A 19,592-nucleotide genomic window follows, 5' to 3' on the forward strand; every position below is an offset into this window, starting at 1 on the left:
GGTCAGGACGCCTTCATCAGCTTGACGATCGTCAGCGTGCCGTCGACCTTCTCGATCCGCACCTTGACCTTGTCACCTGCATGCGCGTGCTCGAGCATCGCCGCATCCTTCGCCTTGAACGCCATCGTCATCGGCGGCATGCCGACGTTCTCGAGCGCACCGTGCTTCAGCGTGATCTTGCCACTCGCGGCATCGACCTTCTTCACTTCGGCGTCGGTCAGCGCGGCATTCGACTCGCCCGCGCCGCCCGACGACATCTTCATGCCGGACATGTCCATGCCGGCCATGTCGCCGGCGGCAAAGGCGGGGGTGGCGACCGTGCCGACAGCAAGAACGGCGGCAGCAGCAACGGTGACGGTAATCAACTTCTTCATCGGGATTCTCCGGTTGGGATGGATGGCACGTGCGTGCCGTGAGGAACTGCATTGGCATGCCGCGCGTGGCCCATGCTTCGCGCACGACGGCGCTGAAGCAGGAGCCATGCGGCGGGAATGACGAACATCGACAGCAGCGGCGCCGTGACCATGCCGCCGACCATCGGCGCGGCGATGCGCTGCATGACTTCTGACCCTGCGCCGTGCCCGACCATGATCGGCACGAGGCCGGCGAGCACGACGGCCACCGTCATCGCCTTGGGCCGCACGCGCAGCACCGCGCCTTCGCGGATCGCATCGAGCAGCAGCGCATCGGTCAGCGGCTCGCCGGCATCGAGCCGGCGCTGCAGCGCACCCTTCAGGTACAGCAGCATCACGACCCCGAATTCGGCGGCCACGCCCGCGAGCGCGATGAAGCCCACCGACGTCGCGACCGACACCGCATGGCCAAGCGCCCACACGAGCCAGAAGCCGCCGACCAGCGCGAACGGCACCGTCGACATCAGCAGCAGCGCATCGGCCGCCGAGCCGAACGTGAGGAACAGCAGCACGAAGATCACCACGAGCGTCACCGGCACGACGGTGCGCAGCTTGGCTGCCGCGCGTTCGAGATACTCGAACTGCCCCGACCACGCGATCGAATAGCCGGGCGGCAACGCGACCTGTTGCGCAACGGCCTGCTGCATCGCGCGCACGGCGCTCTGCAGATCGGTGCCGCGGATGTCGACGTACACGTAGCCGGACAGTCGCGCGTTCTCGCTGCGGATCATCGGCGGGCCGTCGGCGATCGCGATGCGCGCGACGTCGCCAAGGCGAATTTGCGCGCCGCGTGCGGTGACGACCGGCAGTTGCCGCAGGTTCTCGACCGAATCGCGCACCTCGCGCGGGTAGCGGATGTTGATCGGGAAGCGCTCGCGCCCCGCGATCACTTCGCCGACGTCGTCGCCGCCGACCGCCGACGACACGACCGACTGGATATCGGCCACTGACAGCCCGTAACGCGCGGCCGCGAGCCGGTCGATGTCGACGTCGATGTAGCGGCCGCCGTTCAGCCGTTCCGCGAGCGCGGACGTGACGCCCGGCACGGGCTTCACCGCGGCCTCGACCTGCTTCGCGATCGCGTCGATCCCGGCCAGGTCCGGCCCGGAAATCTTCACGCCGACCGGCGTCTTGATCCCGGTGGACAGCATGTCGAGCCGGTTGCGGATTGGCGGCACCCACACGTTCGACAGGCCCGGCACCTTCACCGTGCGATCGAGTTCGTCGACGAGCTTCTCCGGTGTCATGCCGGGCCGCCATGCGCTGCGCGGCTTGAACCGGATCGTCGTCTCGAACATCTCGAGCGGTGCGGGATCGGTCGCGGTATCGGCGCGGCCCGATTTGCCGAACACCGTGTCGACCTCGGGCACCGTCTTGATCAGCCGGTCGGTCTGCTGCAGCAGCTCGCTCGCCTTGTCGGCCGAGATGCCAGGCAGCGCGGTCGGCATGTACAGCAGGTCGCCTTCGTCGAGCGGCGGCATGAATTCGCCGCCGAGCCGCGACACCGGCACGGCCGTCAGCACCAGCGCGACGACCGCGACGCCGATCGCAAGCCACGGGCGCCTGAGCGTCGCTTCGAGCAGCGGACGGTACGCGCGGATCAGCACGCGGTTGATCGGGTTCGCGTGCTCGTGCGGAATGCGGCCGCGCACGAGATAGCCCATCAGCACCGGCACCAGCGTCACCGACAACCCGGCGGCGGCGGCGATCGTGTAGGTCTTCGTGAACGCGAGCGGCGCGAACAGCTTGCCTTCCTGCCCTTCCAGCGAAAACACCGGGATGAACGACAGCGTGATGATCAGCAGCGAGAAGAACAGCGCGGGCCCGACTTCCGCGGCCGACGTCGCGACGAGCTCCCACCGTCGCGCGGCCGTGATCGGTTCGCCGGGATGCGCGTGGTCGTACGCTTCGAGATGCTTGTGCGCGTTCTCGATCATCACGATTGCCGCGTCGATCATCGCGCCGATCGCGATTGCGATCCCGCCGAGCGACATCAGGTTCGCATTCACGCCCTGGTAGCGCATCACGATGAATGCGGCCAGCACGCCGAGCGGCAGCGACAGGATCGCGACGAACGCGCTGCGCAGGTGGAACAGGAACACCGCACAGACGAGCCCGACAATCACGAACTCCTCGATCAGCTTGTCCTTCAGGTTGCCCACCGCGCGCTCGATCAGCTGCGAGCGATCGTAGGTCGTGACGATCTCGACGCCGGGCGGCAGCGAACGCTTGAGGTCGGCCAGCTTCGCCTTCACCGCATCGATCGTGGTCAGCGCGTTCTTGCCCGAACGCATCACGACGACACCGCCCGTCACCTCACCCTGCCCGTTCAGCTCCGCGATCCCGCGCCGCATCGCCGGGCCGACCTGGATGCGCGCGACATCGCCGAGCAGCACCGGCGTGCCGGCGTCGTTCGTACGCAGCACCACGTGCCGAAAATCGTCGAGCGTGCGCAGGTAGCCGGTCGAGCGCACCATGTACTCCGACTCGGCCAGCTCGACGACCGAGCCGCCGGACGCCTGGTTCGCGTTGCCGAGCGCGTTCGCGACTTCCGCCTGCGTGATGCCGTACGCGCGCAGCTTGTCCGGATCGAGCACGACCTGGTACTGCTGCACCATGCCGCCGATGCTCGCGACTTCCGACACGTCCGGCACCGCCTTCAGCTCGAACTTCAGGAACCAGTCGTTGAGCGCGCGCAGTTGCCCGAGATCGTGACGGCCGGTGCGATCGACGAGCGCGTACTCGTACACCCAGCCGACACCGGTCGCATCGGGCCCGAGCGAGACCGTCGCGCCGGCGGGCAGCCGGCTTTGCACCTGGCTCAGGTATTCGAGCACGCGCGAACGCGCCCAGTACGGATCGGTGCGGTCGTCGAACAGCACGTAGACGAACGCGTCGCCGAACGACGAGTACGCGCGGACGGTTTTCGCGCCGGGCACGCCGAGCAGCGTGGTCGTCAACGGATAAGTCACCTGATCCTCGACGATCTGCGGCGCCTTGCCCGGATACGACGCCTTCACGATCACCTGCGTGTCCGACAGGTCGGGCAATGCATCGAGCGGCGTCTGCTGCAGCGAATGAACGCCCCATGCGGCGATCAGCACGGTGGCGAGCAGCACGAGGAAGCGGTTGTGGACCGACCAGCGAATGATGCGCGCGATCATCGTTCGCCTCCCTGCGGTTCAACCTTCGTCAGCCGGTAGCCGTCGTCGCTCTGCGTGAACGCGAAGCGCACCGTCTGGCCCGGCTTCACGTCCGGGAACGCGGTGGCCGACGGCTTGCCGAACGCCATCGTCATCGCGCCCCAGCCGAGCGCCGGAACGGGCTGATGCGAGAACGTGATGTCGTCGGCCGTGACCTGTTCGACCTTGCCGGTGGTTTCGTAGATTGGTGCCGCCGCGCTCGGGGTCGACGCGGGCGTCGCCGCCGCCCCGCTCGCGACGGTGCCGCTTTCCAGCCGCGGCAGCACGCTTTTCAGGCTCGCCTCGGAATCGATCAGGAACTGCCCCGATGCGACGACCGTGTCGCCTTCGTTCAGCCCGCCGAGCACTTCGGTGTCGCTGCCGACGTCGTTGCCCACCGTCACGGTCACGGGCTGAAGCCGGCCATCGCGGTTCTTCACGATCACGATCGAGCGCTTGCCGGTCGCGATCACCGCTTCGGACGGCACGAGCAGGCGCGACACGGTTTGTCGTGCGGCGACCCGCACGCGCATCAGCATGCCGGGCGTGAGCTTCAGCGCGGCGTTGTCGATCTCCACACGTGCCTGCAGCGTGCGGCTGCTCGTGCTGATGCCGGGCAGCACTTCGCGGATACGCCCCGTGAATTGCTGCGCCGGATCGCCCGCGAACGTCGCGTCGACCGACATCCCCGGCTGCACGTTCAGCGCAAGCGCTTCCGGCACCTCGACGATGAGCCACAGCGTCGATAGTCCGGCGATCTTCGCGAGCGTCTGACCGGGCGCGACCATCGCGCCGTCCCGCACGTTCAGCTCGCTGACGACGCCGGTTTCCGGCGCGGTCAGCACGACATGCGTTTGTGCCTTGCCGGTGCGGTCGAGGCTCGCGATCATGCCGTCGGGAATCGACAACGCCCGCATCCGCGCGCGCGACGCGTCGAGCAGGCTGCCGTCCATCCCGCCGCGCTTCAGCGCGAGGTATTCCTCCTGCGGCGCGAGCCAGTCCGGCACGAACAGCGACGCGACCGGCGCGCCCTTCGCGATGCGCTGCATCGGTGCGCGCGCATAGAGACGGTCGATGTAGCCGGTGACGCGCGACTGGACGACATCCGCGCGCGATTCGTCGAACTGCGTGGTGCCCACCGCGTCGAATCCGGCCGCCGTCTGCTGCCGGCGTACGGTCGCATAGCGGATGCCGAGGTTCTGCTGCAGGCCCGGATCGATCCGGACGCCGGATGCGCCGCCACCTTCGTCCGCATAGACGGGCTGCAGCTGCATGTCCATGAACGGCGACTTGCCCGGTTTGTCGAAGTGCTGATTCGGCACCATCGGGTCGTGCCAGTACAGCACCTTGCGGCCGGTCTTCGGGTCGGTTTTGTCGGGCGAGGGCGAGGTCGATGCCGCAGCGGCGGTGTCCATTGCCATCGCGGCCGTCGCCGCATGGCGTGCGCCCGCGACATAGCCCGCGCCGAGCAGCGCAGCACCGGCGAACGCGAGCAGGGCCGCACGGGCCAGTATTTGCTTCGTCATGTCGTTCTCCTTTATTGCGCGGCGGCCAGCGTCGACGGCACGACCTGGTATTCGAGCTGCGCCCAGGTCTGCGAGACCTCGCGCCGGAGATCGAGCACCTGCAGTTGCGCATCCAGTTGCGCGCGGCGGGCAGCGAACGTATCGGCGAGCGAGCCGGTACCCGCTCGGTAGGCCGCGTTCGCCAGTTGCACGCGCTGGTCGGCAGCGGGCAACAGTGCGTCGCCGAGATTCGCGATGCGCGCCCGACCGCTCGCGAGCGTCGCGGACTGCGTGCGGATATCGGCCTGCACCTGGCGCAGCGTGTCCTCGTACATCAGGCGTGCTCTCGTCGCGAGCGCGGCCTTCTCGGCGACATCGCGGTTCTGGCGGTTCTTGCGATTGATCGGCAGCGGGATCGTGACGCCAACCGACACCATGTTCGAATACGCGCCGCCACGCTGCTGGTACGCGACTTCCCACGTCCAGTTCGGGCTGCGTTCGCTGTTCGCGACGGCCGTATCGGCTTCGGCGACGGCGATATCGTCGGAGGCGGTGATCAGCGCCGGTTGCGACAGCCGCAACTCGTCCGGCGGCAGCGACGACACGAACGACTCCGGCGCGGGCGGCGCGCCCGTGACGTCGTCGACGGGCACGGCGGTCCAGCGCGACAACGCAATGAGTGAAGTCTGGTAGACCTGCTCCGCCTTCAGCAGTTGATCCTGAGTCTGCGCGAGCATGGCCCGCGCCTGGACGACATCGGCCGCGCTCGCCTTCGCGCCGCGATACGACGCCTTCGTCGCGTCGAGTTCATGGTTCATGTGATCGAGCAACGCCTGCTGCAGCGCGAGCGCCTGCTTCGCGTAGACGGCGTTCAGCCAGGCCGTCGCGGTTTGCTGGCGCACGCTCGCGAGCTGCGCGAGATAGCCGGCGCGCTCGCGCCCGACCTGCTCGTTGGCGAGCGCCGACCGCAAGCGCCGCTTGTCGCCGGACACCCACTCCTGCTCGATGCCGATGCGGCGCATCGTCATGAAGTCCTGGCCGACGGTGAAGCGCTGGCCACCGTTGACCGGCAGGTTGTCGATGCCGGCCTTGAGCATCGGGTCGGGCAGCTGGCCGGCCTTCACGGCCGCCTCCGAGCTGGCGCGCACCGACGCCTGCGCGGCCTGCATCGAAGCGGAATGATCGGTGGCGGACTGCAGCGCGGCGTCCAGCGTGAAAGGGGCTGGCTGCGCGTGAACCGCGCCCGCAACCAGCAGCGCTGCCCAAAGCATGGGCGCGCGCCGACGCGCACGCCGCGCGAGCGGCGTGCCGAAATGGAATGACATGGCTTAACCCCAACGGCGGAACCCCATAGGGATTCCACGTCCTGATACAGGACGAACCTCACCGCGAATGCGGCGAACCTATCGGATCGGGATCAGCTGATGCGTGGAGGGCGCCACAATCCGTTCGGATCGCGGACCGGGAGGATTTGCGCGTAGTGGAACGCGACGGTGCTGGCGAATGCAGCGGGACGACTGACTTCGGCACGAGCGGCCGGATGATAGAGACTGCCGAACTGGCATTGCGCCGTCAGCTTGCAGGCCATGCCCTTCGCTTTCGCATGGGACTTGCCGGCAGGCGACTTCATCATCGAATCGCAGCCCGGCATGTCGGCTGACATGCCGGCGTCCATGTCCATCGACATGCCCTGCTGCATCATCGGACATTCCCCGGCCAGGCCGCTGGCTGCCAGCCCGCTGATGGGCAGCACCGCGCAGAGCAGCAGCAGGATGATGGTCCGGAGGAATTTCATGGCGGGGATTATAGCGCGGGGATGTGCTGTGTGGCGGCGCGTCGATGAAGCGGAAAGACGCGCCGACTCCGCGACCGCCGTCGCCTGCTACCGCGCCAGCCCCTCCGCCTCCAGCACTGCCCGCACCGCCGGCCGCGCCCGCACCCGCTCGTACCACGCACGCAGATGCGCATACCGGGTCAGGTCGATATCCGCGTGGTACACCGAGCGCATCCATTCCGCCTTGCCCCACCCCGTCAGCGCGAACAGGTACGCATCGGCGACCGTGAACGTGTCGCCCGTGACGAACGCGTTGCCTTCAAGCTGACGGTCGATCCAGGCGAAGCGGCTGTCGAGCTTCGTTCTCGCCGGGTCGACGTATTTTCCCGCCTGCACCGCATACAGCAGCGGGATGAAGCCCTTGTGGATCTCGGTGCCGAGGAAGTTGAGCCACTCCATCAGCCGATAGCGCGCGAGCGTGCCGTAGGCGGGCGCGAGCCCCGCATCCGGACACAGATCCGCGAGATACTGCGCGATCACCGGCCCTTCGCGCAGCAGCGTGCCGTCGTCGAGTTCGAGCAGCGGCACGTAGCCGAGTTCGGTCACATCGTAGTAATTGCGCCCGTCTTCAATGACATGCTTGCGCGCGTCGACCTTGATGATCTCCGCGTCGATGCCGCCTTCGCGCAGCACGATGCAGATGGCCTGCGAACAGCTTCCGGGAGCGTGATAGAGCTTCATGCGTTTCCTTGATGTGTTGTCCATGTATCGATTCGCCGCGACGCGGGCGCTAATATCTCGCATCGGCGCAGGGCTGAGAAGACGGCAGTCGTTTGTGCCGTAGTCACAAAAAATTTACCGACCAGGATTCGGCACGATGAAAACGAGTGCGACAGGATGTTCCGTTGAAGAAGCGATGCGCCTGCTCGGCGGCCGCTGGCGGCTGCTGCTGGTGTCGTATCTGCTCGACGGGCCGCGGCGCTTCAGCGACCTGCGGCGCGACATGCCCGGCATCTCGCAGCGCATGCTGACGCTCGACCTGCGCGCACTCGAAGACGCGGGGCTCGTGCGGCGCACCGTGTATCCGGAAGTGCCGGTGCGGGTCGAGTACGACCTGACCGCCGACGGCGACCGGCTGCGGCCCGTCGTCGAAGTAATGCGCGAATTCGGGTTGTGGCTGAAAGCGCGCGATGCCGACGCGTCGTGCGATACCGGCGTGACACCCGGCGCGGCAGCCGCGATCGAAACGGCCCTTCATTCAACTCGATAACCCCTACCACCCTACGCAGGAACCCCGTTCATGGAACTTCACGCCACCATCGGCGCGGCGACGTCCGATCTCGACGACGACGAGAGCTTCGCCAACATCTACTGTCACGACGCCGAGCAGGACTATTGCTTCGCGTTGTCACGCTTCCCGGACGACGCGCTGATCGAAGTGATGGTACGCGACCAGATCAACGTGCGCGTCAAGGATCTGTCGGTGCGCCTGACGGACGACACGATCGACGTCGAGATCGAACCCGCCCTCGCCGCGCGTCTCGACGGCCAGACGCGCTACGTGATCCATCTCGCGCCGGGTCAATACGATCCGGTCGCGCTGCGCGCCGCGCTGAAGGAGATCTTCGTCGGCAAGAACGGCTTTCAGGACGACAGCACGCGCGGCTAACGGCTCAATCGCACGGTCATCGTCGCCTTCGCGATGGCCTGGTCGTGCGCGATGAAGCCGACGACCGCCGGCGTCGCGTCACGCTCGACCGGCAGCTTCGCCACCTTGAGCGCGGTCAGCGTGATGACGTAGCGATGTGTCTCGCCTTGCGCCGGGCACGGGCCGAGATAGCCGGCGTGGCCGGTGTCGTTCTTCATCGGGACAGCACCCGCCGGCAGCCGGGCAACGTCATTGCCCGAGCCGGGCGCGATGCCACGGGCCGACGCCGGTATGTCGGCAACGACCCAGTGCCAGAACCCTGAGCCCGTCGGTGCGTCGGCATCGAACATCGTCAGCAGGTAGCTTTGCGTGCCCGCCGGCGCATCCGTCCATCTTATGGATGGCGAAATGTTCTGGCCGTGGCAGCCAAAGCTGCTCGATACCTGCGCGTGATCGAACGCGCCGCCAGCGAGCTCCGCGCTTTCGATCGAGAAATCACCGGCCCTCGCCGTCCCGACAGCGATCATGGCGGCACACAGGGCGAAACCGGGCTTGAATGTCTTCATCGTCAATCTCACCAGCGAGCAGGAATGGAGCGGCCATTCTTGCAACCGCGCCGATCCCGAACAAGGCCAGCAAAGGTACCGGTATCGTGACTACCCGGCAAAGTCCGGGCACGTCGGTCCCGCTCGCGCCCCGTCCGGCGAAGCGACACCGGACGACCTGCGCGTCGCGATCGATGTCGATTCCGGCCCGTCGTCGATGCTGCTGACCTACGACGCGCAAGACAAACGCGTGTCGCGCCGCCCTGACGCCTACGTCGGCGGCACCGTCACGTTCAAGGTGCACCCGGCGCGCCTGCCGCTGCACGACGCGATGACCGACGCGCCCACTCGCCGCTACGTCGTCGCGGGCGACACGTTGGAGCTGATCGACGCGAGCGTCAATTTCCAGTGGCTGAAGGTGCGGTATCGCAATCCGCATGCGGGCGCGGTGCAAGGCTGGGTCAGCGCGAAGGAAGTGACGGGCAACTGATGCACGCGGCGAAGCGGTCGCCGCTCTTTCCCACATATTGAGCGCATCTCATCCCATTAATAGGGATACCTGTTCAAATGTTGACGCGCCGCGCGCCACGGCTCTAACGTTCGCCCCAACGCCATTCGATTCGGCCGCCCCGCTCGCGGGCGACGGCCGGGCACAGAACACAGGAGACAACCGTGGCCCATTCCGCGTCGCGCACCCACGCCAACCTGCAGGAACACCAGCCCGCGCGCGCCGGCATCGCATCCGATCCCGCCGCCCGTGCAGCAGCGGCGCAGGCAACGCCACCGAGCCGCAAGCGGCTGCTGATCCTCGCGCTGCTGTTCATCACGGTCGTGATCAACTATCTCGACCGCAGCAACCTGTCGATCGCCGCGCCCGCGCTGTTCAAGGAACTGAACATCGATCCGGTGCGCGCGGGCCTCGTGTTCTCCGCGTTCGGCTGGACCTACGCGCTGATGCAGATCCCCGGCGGCTGGCTCGTCGACAAGGTGTCGCCGCGCGTGCTGTATGCGGGCGCGCTGGCGCTGTGGTCGGCCGCGACACTGCTGCTCGGCTTTGCGGGCTCGTTCGTCGGGCTGATCGTGCTGCGTCTCGCGGTCGGCGCGCTCGAGGCGCCGGCCTACCCGATCAACAACCGCGTGGTGACGACGTGGTTCCCGACCCGCGAACGCGCGAGCGCGATCGGCGGCTACACGTCGGGCCAGTTCGTCGGCCTCGCGTTCCTCACGCCGGTGCTCGCGTGGCTGCAGGTGCATCTCGGCTGGCACATGGTGTTCGTCGCGACCGGCCTCGCCGGCATCGCGTGGGCCGCGATCTGGTATGCGGTGTATCGCGAGCCGCGCGCGTTTCGCGGCGTCAACGCGGCCGAGATCGCGCTGATCCGCGACGGCGGCGGCCTCGTCGATCTCGAAGACCGCATCGCGGCGCGCACCGAACGCGCGCCGTCGACGTGGCGCGACCTCGGCGTCGTGCTCGGCCGGCGCAAGCTGTGGGGCATCTATCTCGGCCAGTTCGCGCTGAACTCGACGCTGTGGTTCTTCCTCACGTGGTTCCCGACCTACCTCGTCAAGTATCGCGGGATGGACTTCATCAAGTCGGGCTTCCTCGCGTCGCTGCCGTTCCTCGCCGCGTTCGTCGGCGTGCTGTGCTCGGGCGTGCTGTCGGACTGGCTGATGCGCCGTGGCGCATCGCAGGGCTTCGCGCGCAAGCTGCCGATCATCTCGGGGCTGCTGATCTCGACCTGCATCATCGGCGCGAACTACGTCACGTCGACGGGCTGGGTGATCGCGTTCATGACGATCGCGTTCTTCGGCAACGGCTTCGCGTCGATCACGTGGTCGCTGGTGTCGGGGCTCGCGCCCGCGCGGCTGCTCGGCCTCACCGGCGGCGTGTTCAACCTGATCGGCAACCTGTCCGCGATCGCGACGCCGATCGTGATCGGGCTGCTGGTGAACGGCGCGGACTTCTCGCGCGCCATTACCTACATCGCCGCAATGGCGCTCGCCGGCAGCCTGTCGTACGGGCTGCTCGTCGGCAAGGTCGAGCGCATCGACGCGTAAGCATCACGAGGGCGGCACGCGCGTGCCGCCCTGCCTTACCGCTACCGCTGACCGCGCGTCGCGCGTCACGTCAGAACCGCCGGGCCCCGTCGCGCGCGAGATCGTGCGGATTGCCCGCCACGTAGTCGAGCGCGCACGCATCGGTATCGATGCCCACGCTCAGCAGCGTTTCCCAGCGCTCGGTGTCGGGCATCGACAGGTCCGGATGGAAACACACGACGGCCTGGTCGCCGGCCGCCCCGCACATCGCCGCCGCGCGCTCGCGCACATCGGCGCTCGTCATCCCGCTCACGACATCGTTCAGGTGCGCAAAGCGCTCACGCGTGGTCGAGCTGTCGGGCATGCACTCGCCACCGCTCAGCGCGCGATCGAGGAAGTGATTCGTATGCAGCAGCCAGCCGTCCGGACGCGGCACCACCACGCCGATGCCCGACGGGCTCAGTTCGATGCTCGCGGCGCGCGGGTTCGCGTCATGCCGCGTAAACACGGTCAGCACCGTCGACGCACTCACGCGTGCGGTGCGCGCAATGTCGATCGCTTCCTGCACCGTCGTCGCATCTTCGAGCAGGCGACGCGCGATCGCATGCACCGGTACCCCGGCACTGTCGTTGTCGCTCGCGTGATGCAGGATGTTGAAGTGCAGCCCGAGGCCTGCGCTGTTCACGCCGAGCTTCGCCAGCATCCCGAATTCGGAGAACAGCTTGACGGTGCGGCCGTGCGGCGTCGCGAACTGCATCAGCAGCCCCTGTGGCGCGAGGCTGTCGTGCCAGTCCCACGTCTGCAGCGTGCGCGGCGCGTGCGGGCCGGCCGGCGCGTAGACGGTCGTCGAGCACTCGCCTTCGGCCGATGCGGGTGCAGTGGCGAGAATCTCGGTGCGCGCGTTCAGGCACGCGAGCTGCCAGCGCGGCAAGTCGACGCCGTCGGCGATCGCCTCGACTTCGGCGGCGAGGCGCGGGCACCACGCGCCGAGCGTGGCGAGACTCGCTTCGCCAATCTCCCGCGCGCGCTGCGGCGCGATGCCGAGCTTCGGGAAGAACGCGAGATACAGCGCGACCGTCTCGCGGATCTCCGGCGCGAAGCGCTCGCCGATCAGGCGGCCGCGCTCGCGCGGATCGGTGATGTCGGTCACGAAGGTGTGCAGCTTCAAGGTCAACTCTCCTGTGTTGAATGTTCCGGGCCCGCGCGGCCCGGAACGTGATGCGTCGCGCAGCCGATCGGCCGGCACGCATGCCGGCCGGAACGGCGAGCACGATCAGAATGGTCAGAACGAATAGATGAACTGCATCCCGGCCAGGTCGTTGCTGCGCGCGTACGTGCCGTTGCTCTTCAGGAACACCGGATGGTTCGCCGCGTCGTGGCGGTATTCGACCTTCACCGTGATCTGCTGCGTCGGATAGAACAGCAGGTCGGCCGTGATCGCGTAGCGCTGCGCGCCCTTGCACTCGGTGCCGTTCGTCGACGAGCCCTGGAAGCACGCCGGATCGATGCCGAAGCCGCTCGACCCGTTCACCGACGGATTGCCGCCCGCGAGCCCGTACTGGATGTTCGTGCCGCCGCCGCCGTTCGACGTGTTGTTCAGGTAGTCGAAGCGCAGCGTCGCTCCCATGCGGCCGACCCACGACGTCGTCCACTTCGTATGGCCGAGCAACGACATCCCGTACCAGCGCGCGGTGCCGCCGTTCCATGCGCCCTTCTGCAACTCGCCGTAGTCGACCTGCGCGTTGACCTGCGTCTTGTCGTGCGTATAGGTCACGTCGGCTTCCACGTACTTGTAGAGGCCGGTCGGCGACGAGCCGTTGCACTGGTAGCCATAGCCGCCCGCCTGCGCGCACGGCGAGAACAGCGACTGCCGGCCGAGCATCCCGGAGATGCCGAAGTCGAAGGCGGTCGACGTCGCGTTGTCGAAGCGCGCGGTGATCGTCGGCGTCCAGTTGGTCTTCGTCGTGTTGTTCGCCGCGTTCGCGATCGCACCGGCCGTGCGCAGCACCTCGTTGCCGATCACGACCTGCCAGAAGCGCGTCATCGCCGCGTTGGAGCCCTTCAGCCCGACGCCGATCAGGTTGCCCGGTTCGCTGAAGTCGTACAGCAGCCCGTGCGTGAGCGTCAGCATCTGGTTCGACGGCTGCACTTCGTAGCCGGCTAGGCTCGGCATCATCCCGATCTCGAAGGTGCGCGTCGTGCTGAGCGGCACCGTGACCACCGCCTGCGTGACGATGTTGTTGCCGATGCCGCCGTGCGAATTGCTGAACACGTTGCCGAAGCCGCGGTTCGGCTGGATCACGATCTCCGCCGCTGGCGCCATCGGGCCGACGCCGAAGGTCTTCTTGATGTCGAGATAGACGTCGCCGATCGTGCTGTTGTAGTAGTCGTACGCGCCCGGGTCGTGGTTCAGGAACTGGAAGCCGGACGTGCGCTGCGCGCGGTTGAACAGGTACACGGGATCGACGTAGCCGGTGATGCTCAGGCCCGCGAGCGGGCCGGTGGTCGCCGCTTCCTGCAGCGAGTCGACCTTCAGCGACGCGTTCGCGATCTGCTCGCGCATCTGCTGCAGGTCGTCGTTCGTGAACGCCGGGGCCGAATCGGCGGCCGGCGTGGCGGCCGCTGCCGTGTTGATCGAACCGATCTTCGCGCCGCCCGAGGCGGCATTGGCGGTCGCAGTCGTTGTCGTTGCCGCGCCGGCAGGCTTCGCCGCCAGCATGCTCGCGCGCAGCTCGTTCACCTGCTGCTGCAGCGCGGTGACCTGCGCCTGCAGCGCCTTCATCTTGCTCGCATCGGTCGCCTGCGGCGTGTGCGCGAATGCCGAGGCTGCTTCGAACGCAAGCAGGCACAGCGCCGTCATGTGTTTGATTTTCATGGGGTGGGTGGTCGTCGGGACGAGCGCGCCCCCGCCCGCCGCGATGAGCGGCGGGGCGCGCGAAAGGTAGGCGGGAAAGAGGGGCCGGCTTACTCGGTCTTCAGCTTCGTCCAGAGACGGTTCTGCAGACGCATCAGCTCAGGCGGAACCGGCTTGCTGAGGCTCAGCTTGCGGATCACGTCGGCGGGCGGGAACACGGCCGGATCGCTCGTCACTTCGGCGCGCACGAGACGCTTCGACGACGGCACGGCCGACGGGTACGACGTGTCGTTGGTCAGGTTCGCGCTCTCCTTCTCCGACAGCACGAAGTTGACGAACTTCAGCGCGGCGTCCGGATGCGGCGCATCCTTCGGCACCGCCATCATGTCGAACCACATCGCGCTGCCCTCGGTGGGGATCACGTACTTGATGTGATACGGCTTCTTCGCGGAAGCGGCCGCGATCCGCGCGGAGTTCACGTCGCCCGACCAGCCGAGCGCGAGGCAGATGTCGCCGCCCGCGAGATCGTTGATGTAGCTGCTCGAATTGAACTGCGTGATGTACGGCCGTACCGTCTTCAGCAGCTCGTATGCCGCCTGGTAGTCGGCCGGGTTCGTCGTGTTCGGGTCCTTCTTCAGGTAGACGAACGCCATCCCGAACGCATCGACCGGCGAATCGAGCACCGAAATGCCGCAGTGCTTCAGCTTCTGCGCATACTTCGGATCGAACAGCAGCGCCCAGCTGTCGAGCGGCGCGTCGTTGCCGAGCGCGGCCTTCACCTTCTCGACGTTCATCCCGAGCCCGTCGGTGCCCCATGTCCACGGAAGGCCGAACTGGTTGCCCGGATCGTCCTTCGCGAGCACCTTCATGATTTCCGGATCGAGCAGCCCGTAGTTCGGCACCTGGCTCTTGTCGATCTTGCGGTAGATGCCGGCCTGCAGCTGTCGCGCCCAGAAGATGTCGGACGGCACGACGACGTCGTAGCCCGACGTGCCCGACAGCAGCTTCGCCTGCAGCGTCTCGTTCGAATCGAACTCCTGGTAGACCACCTTGATGCCGGTCGCCTTCTCGAAGTTCGCGATCGTCGCCTTGCCGATCGAATTGCCCCAGTTGTACACGTTGACGACATCCGCCGCGTGCGCGACCGGCGCGCCGGCCCACAGGACGCCGCCCAGCGCGAGCGCCGCGCATGCCTTTCTCAGATGCTTGTTCCAATCCCCTGCCATGGTTTCCTCCGTCGATATCATGATCCGCTCGCGATGAACGGTGTGTGCTTCGGTCCGGAAAAATGTAGCCAGAGGAAATTGGCCGGTCTGCCCTGCCAATAGGGGGACACGCTGCACAATCGGGGCATCCGGTTCCGGACGGAGGCCCCGATCGGCCCAACACGGAAGCGATTTGAAAGCATTCGTCATCGCTTCGTCAGGTCAGCCCGGGATCGCTCAGGATGCCTGCACGTCCATGCGCGCGCCGAAGTCCTCGCCCACGTGCGTGATGCGGCCGTCCATCATCGTCAGCGCGACGTCGATGCGGCCGATGTCGTACTGGCCGACCTCGAACAGGTCGTTTTCGAGCACGACCAGGTCCGCGCGCTTGCCGGGCGTGAGCGACCCGACCTCGTGCTCCATCCCGAGCTGGTACGCGCCGTGGATCGTGTATGCGGCGATCAGCTGCGGAATGCTCAGGCGCTCGGCGATATCCGGAAACACCGGTGCATCGGGCTCGCCCGCGAGCTGGCGCGTATGGCCCGACTCGATGTGTTCGAGCGGCTTGTGCTGGCAGCGGCACTGGCACGCGAGGCCGTCCATGCCGATCGACACCGTCACGCCTTCGTCGAGGAACGTGCGGAACTTGTACATGTTGCTCCAGCGCGCGTGGCCGTAGTGATCGCGCAACTGCTCGGTGTACGCGTCGACCACGCCCCACTGCAGCTGCGTGTTCGCCATCACGCCCGCGCGGCGGAAGCGCGGGATGTCGTCCGGATGCGTGAGGAATGCGTGCGTGATCACGTGGCGGCGGTCGCGCGGCGGGTTCGTGCGGTTGACCGCGTCGAAGCCGTCGAGCGCCATCCGCACGGCCGCGTCGCCGACGCAGTGGACCATCACGTTCGCGCTCACGCGATCGGCTTCGACCAGGTAGCGGTTGAACGTGTCGGCCGGCATCGTCGGCGCGCCGCAGGTATCGGGGCGATCCGCGTACGGCTCGAGCAGGTAGGCGGTGTGGTTCGCCTCGGTGCCGTCGAGGAACAGCTTCAGCGCACGCGCCTTCACGAGCGGCGAATCGTACTGCTCGCGGTATTTGACGAGCGTGCCGACCGGATCGTCGATCTCGCCGATCACCGCGACGCTGCCCACCACGCGCAGCTTCAGGTCGCCCGCGCGCTCCATCGTCTGCAGCGTCTCGTACAGCAGCGACTGGTCGCCGCTCGGATCGAAGAAGCCCGCGTCGAACACGGTCGTCACGCCGGCCGCGCACAGTTTCTTCTGCCACGGCGGGATCGACTTCAGGTACAGGTCGATGCCGGTCGGCAGCAGGCCGGCCGCGCTGATCCGCTGCATCAGCAACGAATACGCGGCGCCGTCGACGATCAGGCCGGTCGGCTCGCCCGTCACCGCATCCTTCTCGAACCAGCTCGCACCCTCCTGCACGGGCGGCGTCGATGCGTCGATGCCGGCGATCTCCAGCGCCTTCGAGTTCACCCACATCGAATGAAAATCGGTCGACAGCAGGCACACCGGGCGATCCGCGCAGATCGCGTCGAGCGTCTCCTTGCGCAGCAGCGCCGGCGGAATCGTCGCCTGCACCCAGCCCATCCCGGTGATCGCCGGCTCATCCGGATGCGATTCGACATACGCACGCAGCGCGGCGAGCACCTTCTGCGGATCCTCGTAGTTCACGAACGCCTGGAACGCAAACGCGGTCGTCTCGAAGTGCCAGTGCGATTCGACGAAGCCCGGCAGCACGAGCCGGCCGGCCGCGTCGACGACCTTCGTGTCCGCACCGACGTACGCCTGCACGGCCGCCGTATCGCCGACGTGGACGATCCGGCCGTCGCGCACGGCGACGGCCTGCGCCCAGGGCTTGTGCGGGTCGACGGTGTAGACCTTCGCATTGGTGAGAACGAAATCCGCCGGCGTCGAATCCTTGGCGGCGGGCGTCGGTTGCATCTGCATGGCCTGTCCTTTCTGTTGATCAGGTTTTCGAAGTGCTTTCACTATAGGCAGACGATTCGTGCGGGTATGCCCCCCCGCTGCGGGGGCTCGGGCGCATTCCGGCCACAGCGCGCCCGTTCTTGTCGTCGTTTTGGGGACAACGTGTGAAATCCGCAGCGCGAATCCGGTGATTTCCCGGCTGACGCGTATGCGGCGTTCGCGTAACGTCGCACTGTCCCCTGACCGCCCACGCCCGACCATGCGACTTCTCCAGCCCGACCCGGCCGCCCGCGGCCACTACCTGATCGGCGTGCGCCCCGACACGCTCGGCGCGACGCTGCGCGCAGTCGGCACGCCGGATTTCGTCGGCGCGGTCACGGAGTTCGTCAACGACAGCATCGACGCCGACGCCGTGCACCTCGAACGCTGGCGCGCCGATACGGGCAGCACGTCGGGTTTCGTCGTCGAATGGCTCGGCAGCGGCAGCCTGCGCTTCGCGGCCGATACGTTGCGCGTGATGGATGTCTACTACCAGGACTACTGTCAGGTCGATCCGCTGGTCGCGCCGCTGCGCGGCAAGGCCGGCACGCTGCTGGTGCAGCGTCACGTGGAAGGGATCGCGCAAGGCGAGTTCCGCCGCCGGATCTTCGACGAGCCGGGCATCGCGCAGGAATGCATGCTCGTGCACGGCAACGCGCACCTGCAATACGCACTCGGGCTTGCGCGCACCGTCGGGCGGCCCGCGTTCACGATGGACGAGCTGTTCCACTTCAGGCAGATGGTGGACCTGCTGTTCCCGATGTTCGAGCTGCATGCGCGTAGCTGCGCGGCGCGGCGCGTGGCGTCGGGGACGGTGAATGCCACGTCGCAGGCGAGCTTCGACGCGCGCCTGGAACGGCAGGACGTGCAGTTGTCGCGCCGCGAGCACGAGATCTGCCGGCTGATGCTGTGCGGGCGCTCGGTGCCCGAGGCCGCGCAGCAGCTCGACGTGAAGCTGTCGACGGCCGAGTCGTACGTGAAGCGCGCGTTCGCGAAGCTCGGCGTGCGCACGCGCCGCGAGCTGTTCGACTGGGTGCTGGTCGACTGCTGAACGGGCGGCGCGTGCTTATGCGGCCAGCGCGGCCGCCTTGATGTTGAACGCGCGCAGCAGGTCCTCGCAGAACGCGTCGACGATCGGCTTGTCGCTCGCGCTGCGCTTCATCGCGAGATGCAGCGGCACGTCGAAGCTGAACGTCGTGCGGCCCACCGCCTTCACGAGCCCGCGCTGCTCGAACGGCTCCGCGTAGTGCGCGGGCAGGTAGCCGAGATGGCCACCCGACAGGATCAGGATCGTCGCGGCCTCGATGCTGTCCGCGCTCGCGGTCACGCGCCGCTCGGGCAGCGGATACTGCTCCTCCGGCACCGGATAGGTGCGCCAGACCCAGTCGTGAAGCTGCAGGTCGTCCGCCGTCACGGGTCGCGACGCATGGAACAGCGGATGCCCGCGCCCGCAGTAGATCACCTGCTGCTCGGTAAAGAGCGGCGTATAGAGCAGCCCCGGCACACGATGCCAGAAATAACCGATCGCGAGATCGAGCTGGTTGTTCACGAGGCTTTCCTCGAGCTCCTGCGGCGACGCGACCTTCATCGCGAACGTGACGGCCTGGTCACGCTTGCGGAACGCGCCGATCGCATCGGCCACGCGCGCGTTCTCGACGAGCGGCGCCTGGCCGATCAGGCCGATCGACAGCGTGCCGACCAGCTTGCGGTCGATGTCGCGCACCCGCGCGACGAATTCGGAGGTCGCCGCGACGAGCGTGCGGGCGGTGGCCGCGAAACGTTCGCCTTTCGACGTCAGGCGAAAGCCGCCGCGCCCGCGATCGCACAGCTTGAAGCCGACGCGCGCTTCGAGCGCCGACAGCTGGGTGCTGATCGTCGACTGCCGCACGCCGAGCGACGCCTCGGCAGCCGTGATGCCGCGTGCGTCGACGACGGCCAGAAAGACCCGGATGAGCCGGAGATCGAGATCGGAAGTATTCGAGAACATGCTTCAAGCCGCTGCGCGTGTGCGCGTTACCCGGCCGGCCAGCACGTCGCGCATCGCACGCCACGCCGGCCGCCTTCGCCGATGAACCGAACCGGACGCGCGCCGCCATCGGCAGCCGCACGCGTCGCCACCGTCATTCAGATGCCACCGCGAGCGCGCGTTCCATGCCGAACACGGCCGGCCGCAGCCGCCGGTAGCAGAGGAACGCCACCGCGCACAGCACGATCGCCGCGATCAGCGCCGACTGCGTGCCTGCGCTCTCGATCAGCGAGCCGCCCGCGACCGAGCCGACGCCATAGCCGAGCGCGACGCAGCCCGGCGACAGCGCGGCCGATTTTCCGACCAGGTCGTACTGCGGAATCGTCGCGTAGATCAGCAGCGCGCCGCCGGTCCAGCAGCCGATGAACACGATCGCACCGAGCGTGAACGTCGCGGCCGATGGCGGCAGCGCGAGCA

At 67.4% G+C, this 19,592-nt stretch carries 16 protein-coding genes and 2 pseudogenes; 5 read left to right on the plus strand and 13 right to left on the minus strand.

Annotation, left to right across the window (positions count from 1 at the left end; all coding sequences use genetic code 11):
- Positions 1–2: 2 nt before the first annotated feature.
- The 6 genes from JYJ84_RS10755 to gstA all read right to left on the minus strand — a co-directional run bounded on the left by JYJ84_RS10755 (position 3) and on the right by gstA (position 7,615).
- The gene (locus JYJ84_RS10755; RefSeq protein WP_175219067.1) at positions 3–374 is read right to left on the minus strand and encodes a copper-binding protein; all 372 of its coding nucleotides are present in this window, start codon (positions 372–374) and stop codon (positions 3–5) included.
- Entirely contained in the window at positions 371–3,577 is a 3,207-nt protein-coding gene (locus JYJ84_RS10760) for an efflux RND transporter permease subunit (protein ID WP_175219065.1), read from the minus strand. The genes JYJ84_RS10755 and JYJ84_RS10760 overlap by 4 nt, the downstream gene beginning before the upstream one ends.
- The gene (locus JYJ84_RS10765) at positions 3,574–5,121 is read right to left on the minus strand and encodes an efflux RND transporter periplasmic adaptor subunit (RefSeq protein ID WP_175219063.1); all 1,548 of its coding nucleotides are present in this window, start codon (positions 5,119–5,121) and stop codon (positions 3,574–3,576) included. The genes JYJ84_RS10760 and JYJ84_RS10765 overlap by 4 nt, the downstream gene beginning before the upstream one ends.
- Positions 5,122–5,132: 11 nt before the next feature.
- Positions 5,133–6,425 carry a TolC family protein gene (locus JYJ84_RS10770; RefSeq protein ID WP_175219061.1) on the minus strand — a complete coding sequence of 431 codons (1,293 nt, stop codon included), beginning with the start codon at positions 6,423–6,425 and terminating at the stop codon, positions 5,133–5,135.
- 92 nt (positions 6,426–6,517) lie between these two features.
- Entirely contained in the window at positions 6,518–6,895 is a 378-nt protein-coding gene (locus JYJ84_RS10775) for a hypothetical protein (protein ID WP_122948703.1), read from the minus strand.
- An 87-nt stretch (positions 6,896–6,982) separates the two neighbouring features.
- Positions 6,983–7,615, minus strand: a complete 633-nt coding sequence (gene gstA / locus JYJ84_RS10780) for a glutathione transferase GstA (RefSeq protein ID WP_122948702.1) — start codon at positions 7,613–7,615, stop codon at positions 6,983–6,985.
- Between the two features lie 136 nt (positions 7,616–7,751).
- Here gstA and JYJ84_RS10785 point away from each other — a divergent pair, with 136 nt between their 5' ends.
- Positions 7,752–8,144 carry a helix-turn-helix domain-containing protein gene (locus tag JYJ84_RS10785; RefSeq protein WP_122948701.1) on the plus strand — a complete coding sequence of 131 codons (393 nt, stop codon included), beginning with the start codon at positions 7,752–7,754 and terminating at the stop codon, positions 8,142–8,144.
- A 30-nt stretch (positions 8,145–8,174) separates the two neighbouring features.
- Positions 8,175–8,543, plus strand: a complete 369-nt coding sequence (locus tag JYJ84_RS10790) for a hypothetical protein (RefSeq protein WP_122948700.1) — start codon at positions 8,175–8,177, stop codon at positions 8,541–8,543.
- Here JYJ84_RS10790 and JYJ84_RS10795 read toward each other — a convergent pair.
- The gene (locus JYJ84_RS10795; protein WP_226218489.1) at positions 8,540–9,088 is read right to left on the minus strand and encodes a YbhB/YbcL family Raf kinase inhibitor-like protein; all 549 of its coding nucleotides are present in this window, start codon (positions 9,086–9,088) and stop codon (positions 8,540–8,542) included. The genes JYJ84_RS10790 and JYJ84_RS10795 overlap by 4 nt on opposite strands.
- A 133-nt stretch (positions 9,089–9,221) precedes the next feature.
- On the opposite strand from JYJ84_RS10795, the pseudogene JYJ84_RS10800 reads away from it, so the two are divergent.
- A pseudogene (locus tag JYJ84_RS10800) lies at positions 9,222–9,557 on the plus strand (hypothetical protein); the annotation flags it as partial.
- 182 nt (positions 9,558–9,739) lie between these two features.
- Entirely contained in the window at positions 9,740–11,125 is a 1,386-nt protein-coding gene (locus JYJ84_RS10805) for an MFS transporter (protein WP_122948698.1), read from the plus strand.
- Positions 11,126–11,195: 70 nt separating this feature from the next.
- Here JYJ84_RS10805 and JYJ84_RS10810 read toward each other — a convergent pair whose 3' ends face one another.
- The 4 genes from JYJ84_RS10810 to JYJ84_RS10825 form a co-directional block, all read right to left on the minus strand.
- On the minus strand, positions 11,196–12,272 hold the full coding sequence (locus JYJ84_RS10810) for a C45 family peptidase (protein WP_122948697.1): 1,077 nt from the start codon (positions 12,270–12,272) through the stop codon (positions 11,196–11,198).
- Positions 12,273–12,386: 114 nt separating this feature from the next.
- Positions 12,387–13,979 (minus strand): DUF3138 family protein, encoded by a 1,593-nt coding sequence (locus JYJ84_RS10815; protein ID WP_122948696.1) that lies wholly within the window; start codon positions 13,977–13,979, stop codon positions 12,387–12,389.
- 89 nt (positions 13,980–14,068) lie between these two features.
- On the minus strand, positions 14,069–15,184 hold the full coding sequence (locus JYJ84_RS10820) for a polyamine ABC transporter substrate-binding protein (RefSeq protein WP_122948695.1): 1,116 nt from the start codon (positions 15,182–15,184) through the stop codon (positions 14,069–14,071).
- 216 nt (positions 15,185–15,400) lie between these two features.
- Positions 15,401–17,131 (minus strand): amidohydrolase, encoded by a 1,731-nt coding sequence (locus JYJ84_RS10825; protein ID WP_122948694.1) that lies wholly within the window; start codon positions 17,129–17,131, stop codon positions 15,401–15,403.
- A 238-nt stretch (positions 17,132–17,369) separates the two neighbouring features.
- Between JYJ84_RS10825 and JYJ84_RS10830 the strand changes: the two genes are divergently transcribed.
- The gene (locus JYJ84_RS10830; protein ID WP_122948693.1) at positions 17,370–18,200 is read left to right on the plus strand and encodes a helix-turn-helix transcriptional regulator; all 831 of its coding nucleotides are present in this window, start codon (positions 17,370–17,372) and stop codon (positions 18,198–18,200) included.
- 15 nt (positions 18,201–18,215) lie between these two features.
- Here the strand turns inward: JYJ84_RS10830 and JYJ84_RS10835 are convergent, their stop codons facing one another.
- Positions 18,216–19,136, minus strand: coding sequence for a LysR family transcriptional regulator (locus tag JYJ84_RS10835; RefSeq protein WP_039353976.1), 921 nt, complete (start codon positions 19,134–19,136; stop codon positions 18,216–18,218).
- Positions 19,137–19,269: 133 nt separating this feature from the next.
- Positions 19,270–19,592 (minus strand): annotated as a pseudogene (locus JYJ84_RS10840) (MFS transporter); the annotation flags it as partial.

The organism is Burkholderia sp. LMG 13014 (assembly GCF_905232215.1).
Lineage (GTDB): Bacteria > Pseudomonadota > Gammaproteobacteria > Burkholderiales > Burkholderiaceae > Burkholderia.